This window comes from Sinorhizobium sp. 7-81 (assembly GCF_030124405.1).
Classification (GTDB): domain Bacteria; phylum Pseudomonadota; class Alphaproteobacteria; order Rhizobiales; family Rhizobiaceae; genus Sinorhizobium; species Sinorhizobium psoraleae.
The window spans coordinates 493619-516269 of record NZ_JASKLT010000003.1; the positions used below are offsets into that span (position 1 = coordinate 493619).

18 protein-coding genes and 1 pseudogene are annotated in these 22651 nt (G+C 61.4%); 9 read left to right on the top strand and 10 right to left on the bottom strand.

Annotated features, from left to right (window positions below):
• The gene (locus tag QN224_RS14925) at positions 1–1683 is read right to left on the bottom strand and encodes an NAD+ synthase (RefSeq protein ID WP_269283323.1); all 1683 of its coding nucleotides are present in this window, start codon (positions 1681–1683) and stop codon (positions 1–3) included.
• A gap of 267 nt (positions 1684–1950) precedes the next feature.
• On the opposite strand from QN224_RS14925, the gene QN224_RS14930 reads away from it, so the two are divergent.
• The 4 genes from QN224_RS14930 to QN224_RS14945 all read left to right on the top strand — a co-directional run bounded on the left by QN224_RS14930 (position 1951) and on the right by QN224_RS14945 (position 7607).
• Positions 1951–3873 (top strand): LTA synthase family protein, encoded by a 1923-nt coding sequence (locus QN224_RS14930; protein ID WP_283977327.1) that lies wholly within the window; start codon positions 1951–1953, stop codon positions 3871–3873.
• Positions 3874–4294: 421 nt separating this feature from the next.
• Positions 4295–4717 carry a pilus assembly protein gene (locus QN224_RS14935; RefSeq protein ID WP_283977328.1) on the top strand — a complete coding sequence of 141 codons (423 nt, stop codon included), beginning with the start codon at positions 4295–4297 and terminating at the stop codon, positions 4715–4717.
• Position 4718: 1 nt separating this feature from the next.
• The gene (locus tag QN224_RS14940) at positions 4719–6452 is read left to right on the top strand and encodes a pilus assembly protein TadG-related protein (protein ID WP_283977329.1); all 1734 of its coding nucleotides are present in this window, start codon (positions 4719–4721) and stop codon (positions 6450–6452) included.
• Between the two features lie 249 nt (positions 6453–6701).
• Complete coding sequence (locus QN224_RS14945) at positions 6702–7607, top strand: hypothetical protein (protein WP_283977330.1); 906 nt, start codon at positions 6702–6704, stop codon at positions 7605–7607.
• Positions 7608–7617: 10 nt separating this feature from the next.
• On the opposite strand, the gene QN224_RS14950 is transcribed toward QN224_RS14945, so the two are convergent.
• From QN224_RS14950 to rpiA, 5 genes are all read right to left on the bottom strand, one after another.
• Complete coding sequence (locus QN224_RS14950; protein WP_173513193.1) at positions 7618–8013, bottom strand: GFA family protein; 396 nt, start codon at positions 8011–8013, stop codon at positions 7618–7620.
• Positions 8014–8242: 229 nt separating this feature from the next.
• A complete protein-coding gene (locus tag QN224_RS14955) occupies positions 8243–9616 on the bottom strand; it encodes a class II 3-deoxy-7-phosphoheptulonate synthase (RefSeq protein ID WP_173513192.1) in 1374 nt (457 codons plus the stop codon).
• Positions 9617–9823: 207 nt separating this feature from the next.
• On the bottom strand, positions 9824–11215 hold the full coding sequence (gene gor, locus QN224_RS14960; protein WP_283977331.1) for a glutathione-disulfide reductase: 1392 nt from the start codon (positions 11213–11215) through the stop codon (positions 9824–9826).
• Between the two features lie 165 nt (positions 11216–11380).
• Positions 11381–11926 (bottom strand): DUF2059 domain-containing protein, encoded by a 546-nt coding sequence (locus QN224_RS14965; RefSeq protein WP_283977332.1) that lies wholly within the window; start codon positions 11924–11926, stop codon positions 11381–11383.
• Between the two features lie 119 nt (positions 11927–12045).
• A complete protein-coding gene (gene rpiA, locus QN224_RS14970; RefSeq protein ID WP_283977333.1) occupies positions 12046–12741 on the bottom strand; it encodes a ribose-5-phosphate isomerase RpiA in 696 nt (231 codons plus the stop codon).
• Positions 12742–12963: 222 nt separating this feature from the next.
• Here rpiA and QN224_RS14975 point away from each other — a divergent pair, with 222 nt between their 5' ends.
• Positions 12964–13647 carry an HAD family hydrolase gene (locus QN224_RS14975; protein ID WP_283977334.1) on the top strand — a complete coding sequence of 228 codons (684 nt, stop codon included), beginning with the start codon at positions 12964–12966 and terminating at the stop codon, positions 13645–13647.
• 29 nt (positions 13648–13676) lie between these two features.
• On the opposite strand, the gene QN224_RS14980 is transcribed toward QN224_RS14975, so the two are convergent.
• On the bottom strand, positions 13677–15575 hold the full coding sequence (locus tag QN224_RS14980) for a murein L,D-transpeptidase (protein WP_283977335.1): 1899 nt from the start codon (positions 15573–15575) through the stop codon (positions 13677–13679).
• A gap of 490 nt (positions 15576–16065) precedes the next feature.
• Here QN224_RS14980 and fumC point away from each other — a divergent pair.
• Both fumC and QN224_RS14990 read left to right on the top strand, forming a co-directional pair.
• A pseudogene (gene fumC / locus QN224_RS14985) lies at positions 16066–17486 on the top strand (class II fumarate hydratase).
• Positions 17487–17680: 194 nt separating this feature from the next.
• A complete protein-coding gene (locus tag QN224_RS14990) occupies positions 17681–18751 on the top strand; it encodes a GGDEF domain-containing protein (RefSeq protein ID WP_283977337.1) in 1071 nt (356 codons plus the stop codon).
• A gap of 55 nt (positions 18752–18806) precedes the next feature.
• Here the strand turns inward: QN224_RS14990 and QN224_RS14995 are convergent, their stop codons facing one another.
• Both QN224_RS14995 and QN224_RS15000 read right to left on the bottom strand, forming a co-directional pair.
• Complete coding sequence (locus QN224_RS14995; RefSeq protein ID WP_283977338.1) at positions 18807–19415, bottom strand: pyridoxamine 5'-phosphate oxidase family protein; 609 nt, start codon at positions 19413–19415, stop codon at positions 18807–18809.
• A 67-nt stretch (positions 19416–19482) separates the two neighbouring features.
• Entirely contained in the window at positions 19483–20400 is a 918-nt protein-coding gene (locus QN224_RS15000) for an alpha/beta fold hydrolase (RefSeq protein ID WP_283977339.1), read from the bottom strand.
• 47 nt (positions 20401–20447) lie between these two features.
• Here QN224_RS15000 and QN224_RS15005 point away from each other — a divergent pair, with 47 nt between their 5' ends.
• Positions 20448–20927 carry a MarR family winged helix-turn-helix transcriptional regulator gene (locus tag QN224_RS15005; RefSeq protein ID WP_173513182.1) on the top strand — a complete coding sequence of 160 codons (480 nt, stop codon included), beginning with the start codon at positions 20448–20450 and terminating at the stop codon, positions 20925–20927.
• Positions 20928–20942: 15 nt separating this feature from the next.
• On the opposite strand, the gene QN224_RS15010 is transcribed toward QN224_RS15005, so the two are convergent.
• A complete protein-coding gene (locus QN224_RS15010; RefSeq protein WP_173513181.1) occupies positions 20943–21317 on the bottom strand; it encodes a gamma-butyrobetaine hydroxylase-like domain-containing protein in 375 nt (124 codons plus the stop codon).
• 279 nt (positions 21318–21596) lie between these two features.
• Between QN224_RS15010 and moaA the strand changes: the two genes are divergently transcribed.
• A complete protein-coding gene (gene moaA / locus QN224_RS15015) occupies positions 21597–22646 on the top strand; it encodes a GTP 3',8-cyclase MoaA (RefSeq protein ID WP_283977340.1) in 1050 nt (349 codons plus the stop codon).
• Positions 22647–22651 lie beyond the last annotated feature (5 nt).

Here is a 22651-nt window from a genome sequence, read left to right on the forward strand (position 1 = left end):
CTACCCCCTGTCACGGAAGCGATTGGTAATCGGATAGCGCCGGTCGCGACCGAAGTTCTTCTTGGTGATCTTCACGCCCGGAGCCGACTGGCGGCGCTTGTATTCCGCAATGTAAAGCAGGTGTTCGATGCGATGGACCGTCGGCTCGTCATGGCCACGCGCGACGATTTCCTCGGTGCTCATCTCCTTCTCCACGAGGCATTCGAGGATGTCGTCGAGCACCGGATAAGGCGGCAGCGAATCCTGGTCGGTCTGGTTCGGCCGAAGTTCGGCGGATGGGGCCTTGTCGATGATGTTCTGCGGGATGACTTCACCCGAAGGCCCGAGCGCGCCCGGCGGCACCGCACTGTTGCGCCAGCGCGAAAGGGCATAGACCTGCATCTTGTAGAGATCCTTGATCGGGTTGAAGCCGCCGTTCATGTCGCCATAGAGCGTGGCGTAGCCGACCGACATCTCGGATTTGTTGCCGGTCGTGACCACCATCGAACCGAACTTGTTGGAGATCGCCATCAGGATCGTCCCGCGCGTGCGGCTCTGGAGGTTCTCCTCCGTGATCCCGGATTCCGTGCCCTCGAATGCATCCGAGAGCGCGCTGAGGAAGCCCTCGACCGGCTCCTCGATGGCAACGATATCGTAGCGGCAGCCGAGCGCCTTGGCGCAGGCCTCGGCGTCCTTCAGCGATTCTTGCGACGTATATCGGTAAGGCAGCATCACCGTGCGCACACGCTCCTCGCCAAGTGCATCAACCGCTAGCGCCGTGCAGATCGCCGAATCGATGCCGCCCGAAAGGCCGAGCACGACATTCTTGAAGCCATTCTTGTTGACGTAGTCCCTGAGGCCCAGCATGCAGGCGCGGTAATCCGCCTCTTCGCTTTCCGGGATGCGTGAATTGAGCCCGTTGGACGAAGCCCAACCGTCCTCGCCTCGCCTCCATTCCGAGATCGCGACCGCTTCCTCGAACTGGCTCATCTGGAAGGCCAGCGACTTGTCCGCATTGAAGGCGAAGCTCGCACCGTCGAAGATGAGCTCGTCCTGTCCGCCGAGCTGGTTGGCATAGATCATCGGCAGGCCGGTCTCGATGACCTGTTTCAGCACAACCTGATGGCGGACATCGACCTTGCCGCGATAATAGGGCGAACCGTTCGGGGAAAGCAGGATTTCGGCGCCGCTTTCCTTGAGGGTCTCGCAGACGCCGAGATCGCCCCAGATATCCTCGCAGATCGGTATGCCGATGCGCACGCCGCGGAAGTTGACGGGACCGGGCATTCCTCCGGCGTCGAACACGCGCTTTTCGTCGAACTCCCCGTAATTCGGCAGATCCACCTTGTCGCGGATCGCGATGATCTTGCCTCCGTCCAGGACGGCGATCGAATTATGGCGGAGCGCTCCGGCCTGACGGGGAAAGCCGATGACAACGCCCGGCCCGCCATCAGCCGTTTCAGCGGCGAACTTCTCGACCGCCTGCAAGCAGGCCTTCAGAAACGCAGGTTTCAGCACGAGGTCTTCGGGCGGGTAGCCAGAGATGAAGAGTTCGGTGAACACCAGCAAGTCGGCATCCTGGCGCGCCGCATCCGCGCGCGCCTCGCGTGCCTTCGCCAGATTGCCGGCGATGTCGCCGACCGTTGGATTGAGCTGGGCCACGGCGATCCGTAGCGTCGAGGGAACGGCATTCTGTGCAGTCATGAGCGGGCCTGTCGGTCTTTTCTCAGCGAATACTTTCTGACGTACGGCATGTTCTATCGCATACCGCGACAAAAAACCCACAGCCAATCGCAATCAACTCAAAAATTCCGAAAAATTCTGCGTTTCCGGCCCCTTACGCGGAGAGATGGCAATCTTTTGCCGCGCGCGGAACTTGCAACCAACCAAGCTGGTTTAACCATTCATCCCCCGTTCAAGATGACAGTCGTATGACAGTTAGACGAAAGATTTATAAAATTGGAGAAGCTCTTGGCCAGTATCGATTCCGCCGCCGCGAGACGCTCCCAGGCCTATGTCGATAGGTCTGGCTCCTCCGTCAGAAGCGCCAAGACACTGGCCGGCACGCGCAGCGCGTTCCTCTCTCTTTTCATTGCTGCAGCGCTTGTGTTCGCAATCGAGCTGATCGTGCGCCAATCCTTTGCCGATACCGTCGCCTATTTCATCGATCCCATGCGTCCGGCCTGGACGACAGTTGCGGCATTCTTCCTCGTTCTGCTTGCAATCGATGCGCTGTTCGGCCGCGAGCACAAGGCGGGCCTGTTGGTCGTGCCGCTCGCCGTTCTTCCGGCCTTTGTCTGCCAACAGAAGCAAGTCTTCCTCTCCGATCCGCTTTATCCGACCGATTTTCTCTTCGGCCGGCAAATCATGGAGCTGATGCCGGTTCTCGTTAAAGACCGGCCGTGGACCGCCATTGGCGTCGTCTTGGGGCTGATCGCCATGGTCGCCGTTATCGGCCTGCTCCTGCGCTATGCGTGGCGGAACTTCCCCAAGCTGACGCGCAAGGAGCGTATCGTTCGCGCCGCCTTCGCCCTGCCCCTGCTCGTCGCCTTCTGGCAGATCATGGATTACAACCAGTTCTCGTGGATCCGCGACCGGCTGAGGGTCATTCCCATCATGTGGGACCAGACCGAGAACTATCGCCACAACGGCTTTGCGCTTGCCTTCGCGATCAACCTGCCGATGGCCAATGTCAACGCGCCTGCGGGCTATATGGCCGATGCGATCGACCGCATTCCGGTCAAGCCGACCCCTGCCGGAACGACGCATCGCGGAAAGCCGGACGTGATCGTGCTCATGAGCGAATCCTTCTGGGATCCGACCCGTCTTCCAAATGTGAAGCTTTCGCCCGACCCGATGCCGACGGTCCGCGAGATGCAGGTGGGCAACGTCTTCTCGCCGGAGTTCGGCGGCATGACCGCCAATGTCGAATTCGAGGCGCTGACCGGCTTTTCAAATGCGTTCCTGCCCTATGGCAGCATTCCCTACCAGCAATATATCCGCAACCCGATCCCCTCGCTGGCGACCTTCTTCCGCAGCGAAGGCTATGTCTCGCGCGCCATCCACCCCTTCCAGGGCTGGTTTTGGAACCGCACCGCCGTCTACAAGGCCTTCGGCTTCGACACGTTCCGGTCGGAAGAGAACCTGCCGGTGATGCAGAAGCGCGGCATCTTTGCTTCGGATGACGCGCTGACGAAGGAAATCATTCGCCAGGCGGATGCCATGGAGGACCCCTTCTTCTTCTTTACGGTGACCCTGCAGGGCCATGGCCCCTATGAGCCGAACCGCTATGCGAAGAACACGATCAAGGTCGAAGGCAATCTCCCCGAAAGTGACCGCCAGGTGCTCGCTACCTATGCGCAGGGCATCAAGGAAGCGGACGACAGCCTGAAAATGCTGATGGACTGGGCGAAGAACCGCGACCGCGAGACGATCATCGTGCTCTTCGGCGATCATCTGCCGCCGCTCAACACCGTCTACACCAATACCGGCTACATGAACGACGTGACGGCGTCGCGCAAGGGTACGAAGGAGCAGATGAAGGCGCAGCATGAAACGCCGCTCGTCGTCTGGTCGAACAAGACTGGCCCGAAGAAGAACATCGGAACGATCAGCCCGGCCTTCCTTTCCTATCAGATCCTCAAGCAGGCCGGCTACGAGCACCCCTATTACACCGGCTTCCTCGGCAAGGTTTACGACCAGTACCGCATCCTCGACCGCTATATGGTGGTTCGCAAGAACGGCAAGGACATTGCGGAGTGGTCGCGGCAGCCGAAGATACCCGCGTCCTTGCGCGATTACCGCTTCCTCCAGCACGACATGATGTTCGGCAAGCGGTACAGCACCGAACGCTTCTTCAAGTCCCACGCCGAACTCTTCCCCGTGGGCTCCTGAGATCTCGACGGCCGAGGCGCAATCTCCCTCGGCCGCTGACGAAGCCTCTCACGCTTTCGCCGGTCGCCATTCTCGCGACCGAGGTCGAATTGATCGCGCTTCACCACAAGTCAATGACGTGCTGCTTCGCGAGATCGCCGCACCGCGTTTCGACCTTGCCAAACTCAGTCACCGGATAGCGCAGTCCAAGCGTTGCCGTTCGCAGCGGAAATGGACCGACAACTAGCGTTCCTCCGCGGAGCGGCCTGCCCGCGGCGCATCGCATCAACATGCATTATTTCTAATTCAACGTAAAATTTAAACTCTCCATGAACCATCGGAGAGATGTACAACTTATGGGAGTTAAGAATTATTAACGTTTGACGCGCAACCTGAAAATGCAGGGAGATTGAAGGTACGCAACTGGGGAGATGCTGCTGGTATGTCGGTTCTCAAGCGCCTATTCGGCCGTGGCGACGGCGCTGCCGCGATAGAATTTGCGGTGATAGCACCGCTCTTTTTCATGTGTGTGCTGACCCTGATTGCCTACGGGATTTATCTGAGTGCAGCGCATTCGATTCAGCAGATCGCCGCGGATGCCGCACGCACGGCGATCGCCGGCCTCTCGGAGGAGGAACGGGAACAGCTCGCGATCGATTACATTCGCACGACAACGATGAACCAGACGTTCATCAAGTCCTCGCAGATGAACGTGACGGTCCGCGACGACGAAAACAACGCCAACCAATTCACCGTCACGATCAAATACGATGCGAGTGACCTCCCCATCTGGAGTCTTTTCACCTTTGCGCTGCCGGGCGAGCAGATCGAGCGTTACGCGACAATACGCGTGGGAGGCATCTGAAATGGCGATCGGGACAGCGCAGATGCGCCACTTCATGAAAGCCAGAAACGCTAACGTCGGCATTTCGGCCGCTTTGGTGATGCCGCTCGTCATCACGTCCATGGCACTTGGCGTCGATTACGGTTATCTCACGCTGCAAAAGCAGGAGATGCAATCCGTGGCCGACCTCGCGGCAATCGCCGCCGCCGCCAATGTCGGTTCGGCGGATGACGCGGTGCTGGCCCACTTCAAGAACAACGGCCTCGACTACGCCGTATCGACATCCGCGGGCCTGATGACGGTCGACGGCAAGGTGCTGCCGAACGACGTTGAGACTGCGGCCAAGGGCGTGGCGACTATCATACGCGGCCGGTATGTCCCCGATCCCGCAATCGCTGCGGCCCAACGCTTCATCAAGGACGCGGTCCCGACCGACGCGGTCCAGGTCACGCTCGAAAAGAAGGGAGACCTCTACCTCGCCGCGATGTTCAGCGGCCCGCCGGATCTGAGCGTCACGGGTACCGCTGCCAGCTCCAAGGTCGCGGCCTTTTCCGTGGGGTCCCGACTTGCCAGCCTCAATAGCGGCTTGCTGAACGCCGTTCTCGGACAGATGCTTGGCACCACCGTCTCGCTCAAGGTGATGGACTACGAAGCTCTGATCGATGCCGATATCGACGTCCAGCCTTTCCTGAAGGTAATCGCCACCCGCCTGAACCTGACCGCTGCATCCTACGAGGATGTGCTGACGGCCGATTTGACGATGCCGCAATTGCTCGCGTCGATGAGACTTGTGCAGGGTCTGTCCGGCTCCGTTACCTCCGCTCTGAAAACGATCGAACTCGCCGCCCCCGACAACAAACAGAGCTTCACGCTGGCCCAGGTCCTCAATATAGACCCGAAGAAGAGCCTGAGCGTCGATGCCGGATCGGATTGGGCGATGAAGGTCAGCGCCTTGCAGCTCGTTTCCGCGGCCGCAGCGATCGCCACTGGCGACCGACAGGTTGCCCTGGATGCCGTTGCCGGTCTTCCGGGTATCGCGTCGGCGAAGGTCAAGCTAGCGATCGGCGAACCGCCGGTGGAAACCCCGAGCCACCGCCTGGGCGCCCCCGGAGCCGCCGTGCGCACGGCACAGACGCGCCTTGCCGTCGAGATCGGGGTCGATGGTCTCGCAGCCCTCGCCGGAATCCGCATCCGGCTGCCGATCTATGTGGAGCTTGCCCATGCGGAAGCGAAGCTGTCGGACATTCGCTGTTACGGCCGAACGCCGGAGAACGCGGCTGTTGTCGTCGATGCAGTGCCCGGCATCGCCGAAATCGCCATCGGCGACGTCGACCCCACTGTCCTGGCGAGCTTCTCTTCCGATGCGAGGGTGACGCCTGCGCGTCTCGTGGATGCGACCGTCCTCAAGATTGACGCAATCGCCCATGTCGAATCCAAGAACCTTCAGGCGTCGCGCCTGAGCTTCAGCCCGAACGAAGTCGCGTCGCGGACGATCAAGAGCGTATCGACGAAGGATATTCTCACCTCGACCACCAAAACCCTGCTCAACAACCTGAACGCCGAGATCCATGTGGGGCCTCTGTCGCTGGCAACGCCGGCATTGCTGCAGCAGGCACTGGCGCAGACGCTGGGCTCCGTCACCGCACCGGTCGATGAGCTGCTTTACAACCTGCTGCTATTGGTCGGCGTCCGTGTCGGCGAGGCCGACGTGCGCGTCACCGGCGTCAAGTGCCAGCGACCGGTTCTGGTCCAATGACAGGCATTGGCAGCGACTGGCCGCGATGACATGGCCGGCGTGAACGTGACGCGTGTTCAGCCAGTCGATCGGCAAACTGCCGTCACTGCGCGCGTGGCGTGCGGAAATTTCGTCTGAACAAAACAACGGACTTGCACGTTCGGCGCAAGGTAGGAATGCTAGTGAACGACCAGAGCGAGCTGTGTGTTGCCCCGGAACACGCGTCGATTGCCATGTTCCGATGCAGCGCCCTTGGGGACATGCGTGCAGATGCAGCAGGTTGCGGGGAAGGAAAGCGTCGAGCAAAAGAGCCCACCCGGTTTCACGGTGGAGGCATTGCTGCAGAACCCGGAATTTCGGTCGGTCCTGCAGGTCGGTGCACGCAACCTGATAGCGGTGAATGACCTCTTCCCCCGCGTCGCACGCATGGTGGCGGCCCACCAGAAGTGGATGCTGACCCACGCGGCCTATGCGCTCCACCTCGAACGCGACCGCAACAATCCCGAATCTGGCGTCACGGCGGCACGCTTGCTGAAGCTGATGCGCGATACCGACGGTGCCAGCCGCAACACCGCGACAGCCTTTCTTGCCGAATTGGTCGCCTATAAAATGCTCCGCCCGACCACCGGCGGGCGGACGAGGAGGACGCGCCCGCTTGAGCCGACGGAAATCAGCCAGCATGCAATGCAGCTCTGGTTCAAGAGCCAGATGACGACGCTCGACCTGCTGGACGGCGGAACCAGGGTGGAACGCATAGAGGCCGATATGGCCATTTTTGAACGTACTCAGCCGCTTGCGGCCCGGCGCCTCCTCGCTGACAGGAAATGGACGCAGCCTCCACAGGGGGTTGCCATCTTCGTCTGGTCGGAGTCTGGCGGCATACTGCTCGATGACCTGATGGCGCGCCCGTCAAGCCTTGTTCCGGTCGACGGAAAAGTTTGGATCAACGTCAATCTGGCGACGCTCGCCGAGCATTACCTGATATCGAACACCCATGTTCGCCGGCTGTTTTCAAACGCAGAAAAGTCCGGCTTTATCGGCCGGCCCGATGACGGCACGCGCGGCCGGTTCTGGCTGAGCGAACAATTGATCGATGAGTATGTCTTCTGGCAGGCCGTCAAGTTCGAAGCGTTGGCGAGCGCTTTCGAGCGGGCGACCACGGAACTGGCTCCATAGGCTGGTCCCGTCAACCGCGCCCTTGGGCAAACTGCGGCAAGCGGTCGTCGATTTCGTAATAATCGCCCTTGTCCGCGCAGTAGATATGATAGCCGGGTTCGAGCCGCGTCGGCGTCTCGAATGTGCCTGCAAGGATCGACGTATAGTCGAGTCCATCGGCTTTCCAGAAAAGCGCCGATCCGCAGGACCGACAAAAGCCGCGCTGCGCCTCCGGGCTCGAACGATACCAGGTGACATTGTCCGCCCCTTCGACGTCGATGTCGCTGTTCTGCACATTCGTGGCGGCGTAATAGAGGCCTGTCTGTTTCCTGCACTGCGAGCAATGGCAGAAGATGATCTCTCTGAGCTTCCCGCGCGTCTTGAACCGCACAGCGCCGCAAAGGCAGCCGCCTTCATGAGTTTCCATTCCGTCCCCGTCCCCATTTTCCAAGTCGAACAAAAGCCGGGCCAGCTTTATCGGCTGGCCCGGCTCTGTCAAATTCAGATGACGCGCCGGTCGTTCAGAAATTTTGAACCACAGCGCCGTGCGTCTTTTCAGGCGCACCAAGGTCGCTGTGGCACTTTGATTCTCTGCATGTTCTTGTCCTTAAATCCACTCGATTTAAGGACACATGCCGTAGCACTACACTCTTCGGTCAGCCGTTGACGACCATTTTCTTCTCGTCGCGGCCACCCTTCATGCGCTCGGCGAGCAGGAAGGCAAGTTCAAGAGCCTGATCCGCGTTCAGGCGCGGATCGCAATGGGTGTGGTAGCGGTCGGCAAGATCGTCGCCGGAAAGCGCACGTGCGCCGCCGGTGCATTCGGTGACATCGTTGCCGGTCATCTCGATGTGGATGCCGCCCGGATGCGTGCCTTCCGCACGGTGAATCTGGAAGAAGCTTTCGACTTCCGACAGGATCCGCTCGAAGGGCCGGGTCTTGTAGTTGTTGAGCGTGATCGTGTTGCCGTGCATCGGATCGCAGGACCACACGACCTTCTTGCCCTCGCGCTCGACGGCGCGGATGAGGCGCGGCAGATGCTCGGCCACCTTGTCGTGACCGAAACGGCAGATCAGCGTCAAGCGGCCTGCCTCGTTTGCCGGATTGAGCAGGTCGATCAGTTCCAGCAGGCCGTCGGCGGTCAACGACGGGCCGCATTTGAGGCCGAGCGGGTTCTTGATGCCACGGCAATATTCGACATGGGCATGGTCGGCCTGACGCGTGCGGTCGCCGATCCAGATCATGTGGCCCGAGGTCGCATACCAGTCGCCGGACGTCGAGTCGACGCGGGTAAGCGCCTGCTCGTAGCCGAGCAGCAGCGCCTCGTGGCTGGTGAAGAAATCGGTCTCGCGCAGGCTCGGATGGTTTTCCGAGGTGATGCCGATCGCCTTCATGAAATCCATCGTCTCGGAGATCCGGTCGGCGAGCTTGCGGTAACGCTCTGCCTGCGGGCTGTCCTTGACGAAGCCCAGCATCCATTGATGCACGTTTTCGAGGTTGGCGTAGCCGCCCATTGCGAAGGCGCGCAGCAGGTTCAGCGTCGCGGCGGACTGGCGGTAAGCCATGATCTGCCGCTCCGGATTGGGCACGCGGGCCTCTTCCGTGAACTCGATGCCGTTGATGATGTCGCCGCGGTAGCTCGGCAGCGTCACGTCACCCTGCTTCTCGACGCCCGAGGAGCGCGGCTTGGCGAACTGGCCGGCGATGCGGCCAACCTTGACGACCGGCTGCTGTGCGCCAAAGGTCAGAACGACGGCCATCTGCAGGAAGGCGCGGAAGAAGTCGCGGATGGTGTCTGCGCCGTGCTCGGCGAAGCTTTCCGCGCAGTCGCCGCCCTGAAGCAGGAAACCGCGGCCCTCGGCGACATTGGCAAGAGCAGTCTTCAGACGCCGCGCCTCGCCGGCAAAGACCAGCGGCGGATATTTCGCCAGGCGTGCTTCCACTGCCTCGAGCGCTGCGAGTTCCGGATAATCCGGCACCTGCTGAATGGGTTTCTGCCGCCAGCTGTTCGGAGTCCAAGTCTGTGCCATTTCCATCACCTGTTGTCTGACGCGGGGGCCCGCGCACGTCGCGCCGGCGGCATTCAAACCGCCCGGTATTCGGATTTCGATGATCCAAGCCGTCGCGCCCGCCCCGAGCCGATGACTTCGCGGCTGCGGCTTATAAACGTTAACATGGGGCTTGGAAAGCCATTCTACCAGAAAACATCGGCGGCCGCTTTGCCGCCTTCAAGCGGCTCAAGCGACCCTTTCGCCCTTTCTGACCCGGTAGGATGGCTGATACATGGTCACCAGTTCTTCGGACGCCGTCGGGTGGACGGCCATCGTGCGGTCGAAGTCGTCCTTGCTACACCCGGCCTTCAGCGAAATTCCGAGCAACTGCGCCATTTCGCCTGCATCGTGCCCGAGGATATGCGCGCCCACCACCTTGCGGTCGGCCGCATTGACCACAAGCTTCATGATCATCTTTTCGTTGCGCCCCGAAAGCGTGGCTTTCATCGGGCGGAACTCGGCGCGGTAGACTTCGAGCTCATCGAATTTCCGCGCGGCATCTTCTTCCGTCATGCCAACCGTGCCGATCTCCGGCTGCGAGAAGACGGCCGTCGCGATGAGATCGTGATCAGGCGAAGTCGGGTTGTTCTTGTATTCCGTTTCGATGAAGCACATCGCCTCATGGATCGCCACAGGCGTCAGTTGCACGCGGTCGGTCACATCGCCGAGCGCGTAGATACCCGGTGCGCTCGTGCGCGAGAAGGCATCGACGATGATTGCGCCGCGTTCATTGACCTTGACGCCCGCGTTCTCGAGACCAAGGCTCGCAGTGTTCGGCACGCGGCCGAGCGCGAGCATCACCTGGTCGACGACAAGCTCGCCGTGCTTCATCGTCTCAGCGACGCGTCGGCCTTGCGCGTCGGTCGATACAGACTGGATGATATCCTCGCAAAGGATGCGAATGCCCTTCTCTTCCATCGCCGCATGCAAGCCGCGCCGCAAGTCCTGATCGAAGCGCGAGAGAATTTCCTTGCCGCGATAGATCAGCGTCGTCTCAACGCCCAGTCCGTGGAAGATGTTGGCGAATTCGATAGCTATATAGCCGCCGCCGGCAATCAGGATCGATTTCGGCAGCTCGGCGAGATCGAAAGCCTCGTTGGAGCTGATGCAGAGCTCGTGCCCCGGAAGCGCTTCGTGCGGGCTCGGATGGCCGCCGGCGGCAATCACGATTCGCTCGGCCGTCACCGTCTTGCCGCTCGCCATGAGCCGCACCGCGTTGGGTCCCGCGAGTTCGGCGCGGGTATCGAGCATTTCGGCACCGGCATTGGCGAGCCCCTTGCGGTAGAGGCCCTCCAGACGGGTGATTTCCTGCTCCTTGGCGGCAACCAGCTTCGCCCAGTCGAAGCGGCTTTCGCCAACGGTCCAGCCGAAGCCCGCCGCGTCCTCGAAGTGCTCCGAATATTGCGAAGCGTAGACATAAAGCTTCTTCGGTACGCAACCGCGGATCACGCAAGTGCCGCCGTAACGGAACTCCTCCGCGATCGCCACCTTCTTGCCGAGTGCCGCTGCCAGCCGCCCGCTTCTGACGCCACCCGAACCACCGCCGATCACGAAGAGGTCATAGTCGAAAGCGGTCATGGCGAGCTCCTGGTGTGAAAATCGTATCAGTCGAAAATGTCGGATTGGAGGATGGAAGGCACGAACCCCGCCTCACCCTTCGCCATTGATATAGTCTTGCGGCGCAAAAAAAGAAAAGCCCGGATTGCTCCGGGCTTTATCGATCTGTCGCCGGCCTTGCGGCAATTACTGCTGCGCCGGAGCCGGCGTGCCGGCGTCGGCCGCAGGCGCGCTGCCGATGGTCGTATCGAGCGACTTGGTCGCCTCCTGGGTCAGGTCGCGCGAAACGCCGGCGGCCCAGATATCGGCGGCCTTCAGCAACTCGCGGGAAGCGATCGGACCGTCGTTCAGCAGCTTCTTGCCGGCGGGCGAGGCATAGAACTCGGTGATCGCGTTCAGTTCTTCGACCGAGAAGGTCTTGGCGTAAATGGTAGCGGCCTCGCGCTCCAGGTCCGCACGCCGGGCTGCAAGAGCGAGCGCCTTCTCGTCGACCGTTGCGGTGATCAGTTCCTGGTGGTTGGGCGAGGACTGAATCAGCGTATTCTTCAGGCGTTCGGCGAGACGCGGCAGAATGTTGTCGAAAGTGTTGGTCACGCCAAGCGCAGCGATGGTCGCGCGGGCTGCCTTGATCTGATCTTCCGACACGTCCTGGGCGCGAACTGCCGGAACCGCAACCGAAACAAGGACGGCAGCAGCTGCGAACGTGCGGGCAAGACCTGTGAGTTTGTTCATTTTTATCCATGCTCCTGTGTTGGCACATGTCGCCCGGCCGATTGCCGCCGCCAGGCAGATATGTGCGGAAACCTATTTTCTGCGCCGTCCGCAACGCCTCATCGAAGCGTCGGATCGGCTCAGGACGCCGTCAGGGTACGCGCTCCCTCCGGACCGGCGATGATCGCCAATGACGCAATCCCGATGAAAAGCCCGTGCTCGACCACCCCGGGGATGGCATTCAGCTCTGCCGCGAGCGCATCTGCATCAGGAATACGGCCAAAAGATGCATCGAGAATGAGGTGTCCTCCGTCGGTCATGAAGGGGCCGTCGCCCGAGGCACGAACGACGATATCGCCAGTCAATCCCAGCCGGGATGCCACCTTCTCGATCGCCAGCCGCGTCGCTACCTGCCCGAAGGGATTTACCTCGATCGGCAGCTTGAAGGCGCCGAGCACGTCGACAATCTTCGATTCGTCGGCAATGACGATCATCCGCGCAGAGGCACTGGCGACGATTTTCTCGCGCAGCAGCGCCCCGCCCCCGCCTTTGATCAATCGAAGCTTTCCATCCACCTCATCGGCGCCGTCGATCGTGAGATCCAGTTCCGGCAGCTCGTCGAGCGACTTCAACGGCACGCCGAGCTCGAGGCAGAGCCTGGCCGTGCGCTCGGACGTCGGCACGCCGACGATCTGAAAGCCCGACGCAACCTTTTCGGCCAATAACCGGACGAACTCTTCGGCGGTCGAACCGGTACCGATTCCAAGCCGCATGCCATTTTCGACATATTCAAGCGCCGCAGCGGCGGCCCTGATCTTCATTTGGCGGGCGTCCATGCGCCACTCGCTCCCTCATGATCGCGCAGATGGCAGGGCCGATGCAGGCCAGCCACTGTCCAATTTCCGCTGAGACACTTACACGCCCGTCGCCGCAAACAAAAGTCAAAATAAGAGAGCCTTGCCGGATTCCAGAAGCCGGCTGCGCTGATCCGCGCCATTGCTTTTCTTGCGGACTTCGCCTACCCGAACATTACGATTTCCGCCAACGCGAGGTTCCCAGTGTCTCCTCCCCTTGTCGTCTTTGATCTCGACGGTACACTTGTCGACACCGCTCCGGACCTCGTCGCCAGCCTCAATCACGCCGTCACGCAGGCCGGCGTCGAGCCCGTCACCTATGCCGACCTGACCCATCTCGTCGGTCATGGCGCCCGTGCGATGATCGAGCGCACGTTTGCGCTACGCGGCAAGGCGCTCAGCGAAGAGAATCTTGTCTGGCAGATGAAGGAGTTCGTGGACTTCTACCACGGCTCGATGCCGGGGACATCCGTTCCCTATCCGGGGCTCGTCGCCGCACTCGACCGCCTGCAGGATGCCGGCCTTAAGCTCGCCGTCTGCACCAACAAGCCTGAGATGCTGGCAAGGCGCCTGCTTGAAGGGCTCGGCCTGCTCGACCGGTTTGCGGCCGTCTCGGGCGGCGACACCTTCACCGTGCGCAAGCCGCATGCCGAGCACCTCCTCTCGACGGTCGCCAATGCCGGCGGTGTCGCGGGACGAGCGGTGATGGTCGGCGACAGCCTCAACGATATCCTGGTCGCCCGCAACGCTTCCGTTCCGTCGATCGCCGTGCCGTTCGGCTATTCCGACGTGCCGATCGAAAGCCTCTCGCCCGATCGTATCATCCAGCATTTCGATGAACTGACGCCGCATCTGGTCGAGACGGTAATCGGCCGAAAGCCCAAATGAAAAGGGCCGCTCGCGCGGCCCTTCCCTTTCTAACCTTCGGCGCGTCGCGTGTTGCGCGTCGCCTCCAATGCCCGGTTCATGTACATGTCCCGGTCATAGACGTCGTTGAAATACTCGACCTTGCCATCCTTGTTCGGCCATGCCGTGAAATAGGAAACATAGACCGGCACTTTCTGAGGCACCGGCAGAGCCCGGTTGTGCCCCGTGGCAATCTCCTTGCCGACTTCGTCCATGCTGACGCCGAGGACCGCGGCCGCCATTCGGCGGGGATCGGCGAGGCGAACGCAGCCGTGGCTTAGCGCCCGCTGGTCGCGCTTGAAGAAGCTCTTCGACGGCGTGTCGTGCATGTAGATTGCATGGGCGTTCGGGAAGAGAATCTTGAGTTCGCCAAGCGCGTTGTCGCTGCTCGGCGGCTGGCGCACTGCGATCGAGGAGGTCGATGCATACCAATTGACGGCGGACGACGAGACGACGCGGCCACCCACCTCGACCTGATAGCCCATGCGGTCGAGATAGCCGGGATCGCTGCGCAGCTTCGGCAGCATCTCGTTGACGATGATCGACTGCGGCACGCCCCAGTAGGGATTGACTTCCACTGTCTGGATCTCGTCCTGGAAGAAGTAGGTCTGGTTCGTCTTCGAACCGACCACGACGCGCATGGAGAACTGCTCGACACCCTGGTCCGTATAGGACGCCGTGAAGGCCGGCTGGTTAATGAAGACGTAGCGACTGCCCAATCCGTCCGGCAGCCAGCGCGCCTGCTCCATCGCGATCTCGAGCTTGTTGATCTTGCTGGCGGTTGTGTCGCCGCCCGTCAGCACGCGGATCGAGGCTTGGCCGACGACGCCATCGGCCTTCAGCCCGTGCTCCTTCTGGAAGGCCTCGACGACTGACACCAGCTCGGGCGTATAGTCCGGGGTCCCGTTATAGCTGGCAAGCACGACGGCGTGTTCGGTCTTCAGCGTTTCCGACGCCTTGAGCTTGATGCCGGCAATGACATTGGCGAGTTCGGGGTTGCTTTGGCCGGGCTTCAGGAGCGTACCAGCAGCGATTTCCACGCGCGGCGTCGCATCGGTCTCCGCGCGCAGACGTTCCAATTCCGCCTTCAACGCCAGGAACTGCGTGCTCTTGGGATTCTGGCTCTCGAGCAACGCCGCGACATCATCGCTTGCCGCCAGCTTGTCCAGGAAGGCGAAGAGATCGACGCTCTTGCGCTTGAAGTCGTGATAACCGGATATCTTGTTCGGATCGACGCGTCCGCGCACCGTGTCCTGGACATAGGTCAGGGTCGCAACGGACATCGCTATTTCGAACTGCACCAGCGCCTTTTCGCGAGCGATCATGTCGCCGCGATCGAAGGTGTCGGACGGCACATCAACCGCATAGTCCTGGGGATCAAGCCCCACCTTCGCGGCTTGCGCGAGTACGGAAAGTGCCGATTTGGCGCGCGCGCTGACGCCGGTGCCATCGATCCACACGAAGTCCGTCCGTGCGCCATAGTAGTTCTCGACCGCCTTCGCGACATCGGCCGTGGCGCGGACGTTGATTTCGGGAAGAAACTGCCGCGCATCCGAAAGCGGCTGACGCAGCATCGGGGGCAAGGCGCCGTTCTGCACCGAGCCGGTGACAACAGGATCGAGCAAGCGGTCCGTGGCAATCCGGCGGAGCGGTTCGGGCTTGTAGGTATAGTACCGCGGCCCGGTGACGCGCGGCGGTTTGGCAGCTGTTCGCGGGTCGATCTGCTGCGGCACCATCATGCCTACGCCCGGCAGCGGCTGGGCAGGTCGGGCGCGCTCCGGCGACGTTCTTTTCTTGCCGCCGCGGATGAAGTCCATCAGGGTGATCGCCGATGCCGGCTGCACATCGATGGTTGCAACCGCACACCCGGTCATGAGCGCCACAATCGCTGCCGATTTGATAATTTTCATTAGAACATAGATCCCCGTATCGCGTTGCCGCCGAATTCGGCCGCTGCCAGATTCTCGCCACGCCCTCGTGCTCCCCGACTTATAGAAAAGGATGGTGAATGAAAAGGAAACGCCCGGCCCCCGCGCGGCCGAAACCCGCCAAAACCTGTCCCAAAACACATCCCTCGGAAGATGCGTGAAGCGTCATAAAAATTTGATTCGCATTTCATTTTTCCCTCCTCGCGCGCGTCTCGATATTTCCCGGGGCCCAGTCGTCCCCGCAAAAGGAAAACGCGCAATGTGACGGAAAGGTCACAACCCCCGCGACCGCGACCCCTCGGATCAGCCTACACAGCCGGAAGCAGAGCAATTGCCGCGGTGCAACAATTCAAACGATTGTAGGCCCTGCGATGCACTTGCCGCCCCTTTACAAGCTTGTGTGACCGGGGCAGAGAGATGCCCGGCACCGGGGTGGAACGACCGGCTGAGACACGTTTCTCGCCTCGGCTTCATGAACCGCAGACGAAGGCAGGTATCACGATGACATCGACCCGCACCGAAACAGATACGTTCGGCCCCATTGAAGTGGCGAACGACCGCTACTGGGGCGCTCAGGCGCAACGCTCGCTCGGCAACTTCAAAATCGGCTGGGAAAAGCAACCCGTCGCCATCGTCCGGGCGCTCGGCATCGTCAAGCAGGCGGCGGCACGTGCCAACATGGCGCTCGGCCGCCTCGATCCGGCAATCGGCGATTCGATCGTCAAGGCAGCGCAGGAAGTCATCGACGGCAAGCTCAATGATCATTTCCCGCTGGTCGTCTGGCAGACCGGTTCCGGCACGCAGTCGAACATGAATGCGAACGAGGTCATTTCCAACCGGGCGATCGAACTGCTCGGCGGCGTGATGGGTTCGAAGAAGCCCGTTCACCCGAACGACCACGTGAACATGAGCCAGTCCTCGAACGACACCTATCCGACGGCCATGCACATCGCCTGTGCGGAGCGCGTCATCCACGACCTGCTGCCGGCGCTGAAGCACCTGCACAAGGCGCTCGAGGAAAAGGTGAAGGCCTTCGACCACATCATCAAGATCGGTCGCACCCACACGCAGGACGCGACGCCGCTGACGCTTGGTCAGGAGTTTTCCGGCTATGCCGCGCAGGTCGCCTCATCGATCAAGCGCATCGAGATGACCCTGCCCGGTCTCTGCGAGCTCGCCCAGGGCGGCACTGCCGTCGGCACCGGCCTCAACGCGCCGGTCGGCTTCGCCGAGAAGGTGGCGCAAGAGATCGCCGCGATCACCGGCATCGCCTTCACATCCGCGCCGAACAAGTTCGAAGCGCTCGCGGCCCACGATTCGATGGTCTTCAGCCACGGCGCGATCAACGCCGCCGCGGCCGCACTCTTCAAGATCGCCAATGACATCCGCTTGCTGGGCTCCGGTCCGCGCTCCGGTCTCGGCGAGCTGTCATTGCCGGAGAACGAGCCCGGCTCCTCGATCATGCCGGGCAAGGTCAACCCGACGCAGTGCGAAGCGCTGACCCAGGTCTGCGTCCAGGTGTTCGGCAACCATGCGTCCCTGACCTTCGCCGGCAGCCAGGGCCATTTCGAACTCAACGTCTACAATCCGCTGATGGCCTACAACTTCCTTCAGTCGGTACAGCTTCTCGCTGACGCCGCGGTCTCGTTCACCGACAATTGCGTCGTCGGCATCGAGGCTCGCGAAGACAACATCAAGGCGGCGCTCGACCGCTCGCTGATGCTCGTCACCGCACTGGCGCCGAAGATCGGATACGACAATGCCGCGAAGATCGCCAAGACTGCGCACAAGAACGGCACGACCCTTCGCGAGGAGGCCGTCGGCGGCGGTTATGTGACGAACGAAGAGTTCGACGCAGTCGTCCGTCCGGAAACGATGATCAGCCCTGCCTGATCGATGTCGATTGCCGCGGCCCGCGTTTACGGCGCCGTGGCAATATCCCCGCCGGCATATCGCGGCGCTCGGCGCATCAGACCGAAATTGGTCGAATTGTCTCGACGCACTCAAGCAATTGTTAAGACTTCACAAATCATTTCCCCCTAAAAATCACCAGAATTTAGAATTGGATAAATTAAGGAGGTTTGCATATGCAAACGGCAACCTCAAACAAGACGCCGACGCCCGATATTGCAGCGCAGGTCACCCACGCAATGCGGATGATGGGGGTCGCGCCGATACCGCGCAACTACGAGCTTTATTACGAGGCCTATCTCGGCTCGAACCCGCAACTGTCCAAGGAGCTTGCGGCGCTTGGCAGCCGGGCGACGCAGGAAGAACTGGACGCGATCGGCGCTCAATACTTCAGCCATATTCACCATCCGAACGGCATCGAGCGGGCGCATAACACGCTTGCCGCCAAGCTGACCGAGCTCGTCAACCTCTTGAAGGACGAGCAATATGCGCTAGAGAACTACAACAAGGTTCTCGACGAAGCCTATCTCAACATGACCAGCAAGAGCGCCGCGAGCGCCGACATTCTGCGCCACGCCATCGGCATCCTGACCGAAGCGACCGTCGACACGATGAACCAGGGCAAGGAGCGCGTTCAGAACGTCGTCCAGAAGTCCTTCGAGATGGAGGTCATCCGGCAGGAACTCGATGAATACAAGCGTATCGCCAACACCGATTCGCTGACGCGTCTTGCTAACCGGCGGGCCTTCGACGACACCCTGGCTGCCGTCTACAACAGCGAACATGCGCGCAACTTCACCGGCCTGCTCGTCGCCGATATCGATCATTTCAAGAAGGTCAACGACACGTTCGGTCATCCGGTCGGCGACAAGATTCTTGCCACCGTCGGCAATGTCATCCGCGCCAACTTGCGGCGGGAGGCGTTCGTCGCGCGCACCGGCGGCGAGGAATTCGCCATCATTCTCAGCGATTGCACCCAGGAAGAATGCCTGCAGGCGGCCGACAGAATCCGCACCGTGCTTGCCGGCACGCCCTTCAAGAATTCCAGGACCGGCGTCAATTACGGTCCGATCACCCTCTCCGTCGGCGTCTGCATGGCGACCGAAGCGGACGATCCGGTCGATCTCTACAACAAGGCCGATATCGCTCTTTATTCGGCCAAGAATGCCGGGCGAAACCGGACGGTTCTCTTCGAGGAAGGAATGCGCAAGGATTCCGGCCGCAACTGGCTGATCTATCGCCGCTAGGCGCCGTGACCATGCAAGCGGCGTTCTGCGGCCGCCATCGAATGATCGGCGGCGCTTACCACATCGTCTTGGCGGCGCGTCCGGCCCATTCCCGGTCGTAAGTTTCGTTGTCGAAATCGGCCTTTGCGGCTTTCAGCAGCGTGCCCGGCGTCGGCAGCGATGCCGGATCGACGAAGCGATCCGGGTTCCAGAGCTGCGAACGGATGAGCGCCCGCGCGCACTGGAAATAAACCTCCCCGATCGTGACCACGATGACACTGCGAGGATGCTTGCCGTCGACCTCGAAGGAACTGGTCAGCGCCGGATCGACGCTGACGACGGCCGTGCCATTGATGCGCATCGTCGTATTCGACCCGGGGACGAGAAACATCAGCGCCACCCTCGGATCGCGGACAATGTTGAGAAGCGAATCGACGCGGTTGTTGCCGCGCCAATCGGGCATCAGCACCGTCTTCTCGTCGGCGACCCGGACGACGCATCGATCGTCGCCGCGCGGCGAGCAATCCAGCCCCTCCGGCCCGACGGTCGCAAGCGCTGCAAAGGGTGAGGCCTCGATCATCTGCCGGTACTCGGCCGTCAGCGTCTTCGTCACCTTGACCACCGATGCTTCGCTCGTGTCGCCGTAGAGTGCCTTCAGTTCCTCGACCGTGCTGATGACCGTCATTTCATCCTCCGTGACGCTTGCTCTTGCACGCGCTTTCGATGGATAGCATGACGCCCTGATGACAGCATCAGGCGATTCTTCTCAGGTGAGCACCTTTTTTACTTTCGTTAAGGAAGGCCTTGATCCTGTCGATGACCGGATCCGCGGAAACGATGCGGCGATGGCCGAAGCCGTTCGCCCAGTACAACTCGACATTCGGCCCGGCCGCGCCGTAGCGGCGGGCATGGGTGGCGGAAACCTCCTTGTCGTCCTCCGCGTGGACGACAAGCACCGGTTTCCTCAGCATGCCGAGAATGCGGGCCGCATCAAAGGCATCGACCCGGCGTCCCGAGAGGCGTTCGACCATGCCCTCGAAAGCCGCCTGGGCCGCCGGCGCGAGAGCCATCATTTTGCCGAAGCCGTTGAAGAGCCAGGTCATTTCGCTTGGCGCGCCGATCAGCACCATTTTTGCCGGCACACGAGCGGGCACGTCGCACACGACCGCGCCAGCCGCGCAGGCGAGGCTCGCGCCACCGAAGGAATGGCCGATCGCCACGTCGAAGCCATCGAAGTGGCGCCAGGCCGCATCGATCGCCCTCACCGCCTGAGGCATGGTCAGCGACCGTCCCGGCGAGGCACCGTGGCCCGGCCAGTCGAGTGCGACCACCTCCGCCCCGGCTGCGAGCAGGCCATCGATCAAGGTCGCGAGATAGTCGCTGCGCGATCCCCAGCCGTGCGCGAGCAGGATCCGCGGTCCATCCGCGTCGACCCGCCGCGCGAAGTGATGGGCAACGACCCAACCGCCGGCGAAGGACAGAGTGACCTTCCGCGAGTGCTCCATGATCGGCGCCGCCGCTTTCAGCAAGGCCGCCTCCTTGCCGCTTTTCGGCTTGCGGCCCGGCGTGAGACAGAAGATTCTGAAGGCGAGCCTACCGGCAGCCTCGGGAGAGACGGCGGACACCGCCTTCAGTGCGGTACGGATGACCTTGATCCCGAAGGATGCCATAGTGAAACTCTCTTGAAATGTTCAATTTTGAACATAATTGTACAACGATGAACAAAAAGCAAGTGACAACAGAACATCATCACTTCCCCTGGGATCATCCGCGCTTTCGAAGCTGGGTCGCCGTTGCCCGTGCCTGCCAATTGATGCAGCAGACGTTGACGCGGGAGCTCGTCCATCTCGACATCAAGCCGCCGCATCTCGACATCCTGATCAATCTCTATCGCTTCGAAGGCATCACGCAGCAGGAACTCGCCCGCAAGTTGCTCGTCGGCCGCTCGAACATGAGCATGCTGCTACCGCAGCTGGAGAAGCGCGGCCTCATAGAACGGCGGGGAGACGAACGTGACAAGCGCGTGCTGCGGCTCTCGCTGACGCCGGCCGGCCGTACGCTCACCGAGGATGCAATGGAGATCCAGACGGCGCTGATCGAGAAGTCGCTGACCGGTTCGCCGATCGAGGACTGCATGACGGTCGCGCAATCGATGGAGCGCATCATCGCCGTCTTGCTGAAGGAAGACGCCGACTGAGCGCATCGACGCCGCTCAGCGCGGCTTTTCCGATTTGTCGCGCGACATGCCCTTCTCGGCCAGCTCCTGCTCATAGGCGGCGAAGAGTTCCTGACCCTTCTCTCCCAGCTCGCGCAGATAGCTCCAGGTGAAGATGCCGGTGTCGTGGAAATCATCAAAACCGATGCGCACGGCATAGTTGCCGGTCGGCTGTACCGAAATGATCTGGACATTGCGCTTGCCGGGTACGGTGACCCGCTGGCCCGGCCCGTGTCCCTGCACCTCGGCCGAAGGCGAAAGCACCCGCAGAAGCTCCGCCGACAGGTCGAAGGAAGCGCCGTCGTCGAATGCGACAGTCAGGCGGTGGCGGTCTTTCGATACGCGCAGCTCGGTCGGCCAGAATTCACTCATGATGCTCACTCCGCATTCATCCGCTGAGCACTACCCCAGTTCAGGCCAAGGACCTACCAGATTCGTGCACCCGGCTGACCAGATCTTTCACTCCGAAAAGGAGAAAATGTCGTGGGAAAGCCGAAACATTTTCAAATCTTCCCAGCCCTTTCGGGCGCAAATACGCCTCATCCGGGAGATACCGCTGGGACCGAATGCCGCTTCACCGAAATTTGCGACAGTATGCGCCTTGACGCGAGGGTTTTTGCCCCCGACATTGGAAGCGCTCGGAGAAGAACCTTGAACACTGCCGCCATTGACAGAACCGGCGCACAGCCGCTTGACAGCTCGAAGACGCCGATGGTCGATCCTTTCGGCCGGGCCATCAGTTACTTGCGCGTTTCGGTCACCGACCGCTGCGACTTCCGCTGCACCTATTGCATGGCGGAGCACATGACCTTCCTGCCGAAGAAGGATCTGCTGACGCTCGAGGAACTGCACCGGCTCTGTTCCGCCTTCATTGCGAAGGGCGTGCGCAAGCTCCGGCTCACCGGCGGCGAACCGCTGGTGCGCAAGAACATCATGTTTCTCGTGCGCGAACTCGGCAAGGAGATACACGCCGGCCGCCTCGACGAGCTGACGCTGACGACCAACGGGTCGCAGCTGTCGAAATTCGCCGCCGAACTGGCCGATTGCGGCGTGCGGCGGATCAACGTTTCGCTCGATACCCGCGATCACGACAAGTTCCGCCAGATCACCCGCTGGGGCGAACTCTCGAAGGTACTCGAGGGGATCGACGCGGCTCAGGCAGCCGGCCTCAAGGTGAAGATCAATACGGTCGCGCTCAAGGGCTTCAACGATGCCGAGATTCCCGAACTGATGCGCTGGGCGCACGGACGCGGCATGGACCTGACGCTGATCGAGACCATGCCGATGGGGGAAGTGGACGAGGACCGGACCGACCACTACCTGCCGCTGTCCGAGATGCGCGAGCGTCTCGAAGCCCAGTTCACGCTGAAGGATATTGCCTACAAGACCGGCGGCCCTGCCCGCTACGTCGAGGTGGTGGAGACCGGTGGACGCCTCGGACTCATCACGCCGATGACGCACAATTTCTGCGAAAGCTGCAACCGTGTCCGGCTCACCTGCACCGGCACGCTCTATATGTGCCTCGGCCAGAACGACGCCGCCGACCTGCGGGCGGCGCTGCGCACCACCGGCGACGATGCCTATCTCTCCCGCGTTATCGATGAGGCGATCTCCCGCAAGCCGAAGGGCCACGACTTCATCATCGATCGCGAACACAACCGCCCAGCCGTCGCACGCCACATGAGCGTAACCGGCGGCTGACGCTT

Bases quoted from the DNA above. Each gene is read 5' to 3' on its own strand.
- QN224_RS14955 (WP_173513192.1), bottom strand. From the start codon at position 9,616: ATGGCACAGACTTGGACTCCGAACAGCTGGCGGCAGAAACCCATTCAG.
- QN224_RS14925 (WP_269283323.1), bottom strand. From the start codon at position 1,683: ATGACTGCACAGAATGCCGTTCCCTCGACGCTACGGATCGCCGTGGCC.
- QN224_RS14990 (WP_283977337.1), top strand. From the start codon at position 17,681: ATGCAAACGGCAACCTCAAACAAGACGCCGACGCCCGATATTGCAGCG.
- QN224_RS14995 (WP_283977338.1), bottom strand. From the start codon at position 19,415: ATGACGGTCATCAGCACGGTCGAGGAACTGAAGGCACTCTACGGCGAC.
- QN224_RS15010 (WP_173513181.1), bottom strand. From the start codon at position 21,317: ATGAGTGAATTCTGGCCGACCGAGCTGCGCGTATCGAAAGACCGCCAC.
- rpiA (WP_283977333.1), bottom strand. From the start codon at position 12,741: ATGGACGCCCGCCAAATGAAGATCAGGGCCGCCGCTGCGGCGCTTGAA.
- gor (WP_283977331.1), bottom strand. From the start codon at position 11,215: ATGACCGCTTTCGACTATGACCTCTTCGTGATCGGCGGTGGTTCGGGT.
- QN224_RS14940 (WP_283977329.1), top strand. From the start codon at position 4,719: ATGGCGATCGGGACAGCGCAGATGCGCCACTTCATGAAAGCCAGAAAC.
- QN224_RS14945 (WP_283977330.1), top strand. From the start codon at position 6,702: ATGCAGCAGGTTGCGGGGAAGGAAAGCGTCGAGCAAAAGAGCCCACCC.
- QN224_RS14950 (WP_173513193.1), bottom strand. From the start codon at position 8,013: ATGGAAACTCATGAAGGCGGCTGCCTTTGCGGCGCTGTGCGGTTCAAG.
- QN224_RS15000 (WP_283977339.1), bottom strand. From the start codon at position 20,400: ATGGCATCCTTCGGGATCAAGGTCATCCGTACCGCACTGAAGGCGGTG.
- QN224_RS14980 (WP_283977335.1), bottom strand. From the start codon at position 15,575: ATGAAAATTATCAAATCGGCAGCGATTGTGGCGCTCATGACCGGGTGT.
- QN224_RS14965 (WP_283977332.1), bottom strand. From the start codon at position 11,926: ATGAACAAACTCACAGGTCTTGCCCGCACGTTCGCAGCTGCTGCCGTC.
- QN224_RS14935 (WP_283977328.1), top strand. From the start codon at position 4,295: ATGTCGGTTCTCAAGCGCCTATTCGGCCGTGGCGACGGCGCTGCCGCG.
- QN224_RS15005 (WP_173513182.1), top strand. From the start codon at position 20,448: ATGAACAAAAAGCAAGTGACAACAGAACATCATCACTTCCCCTGGGAT.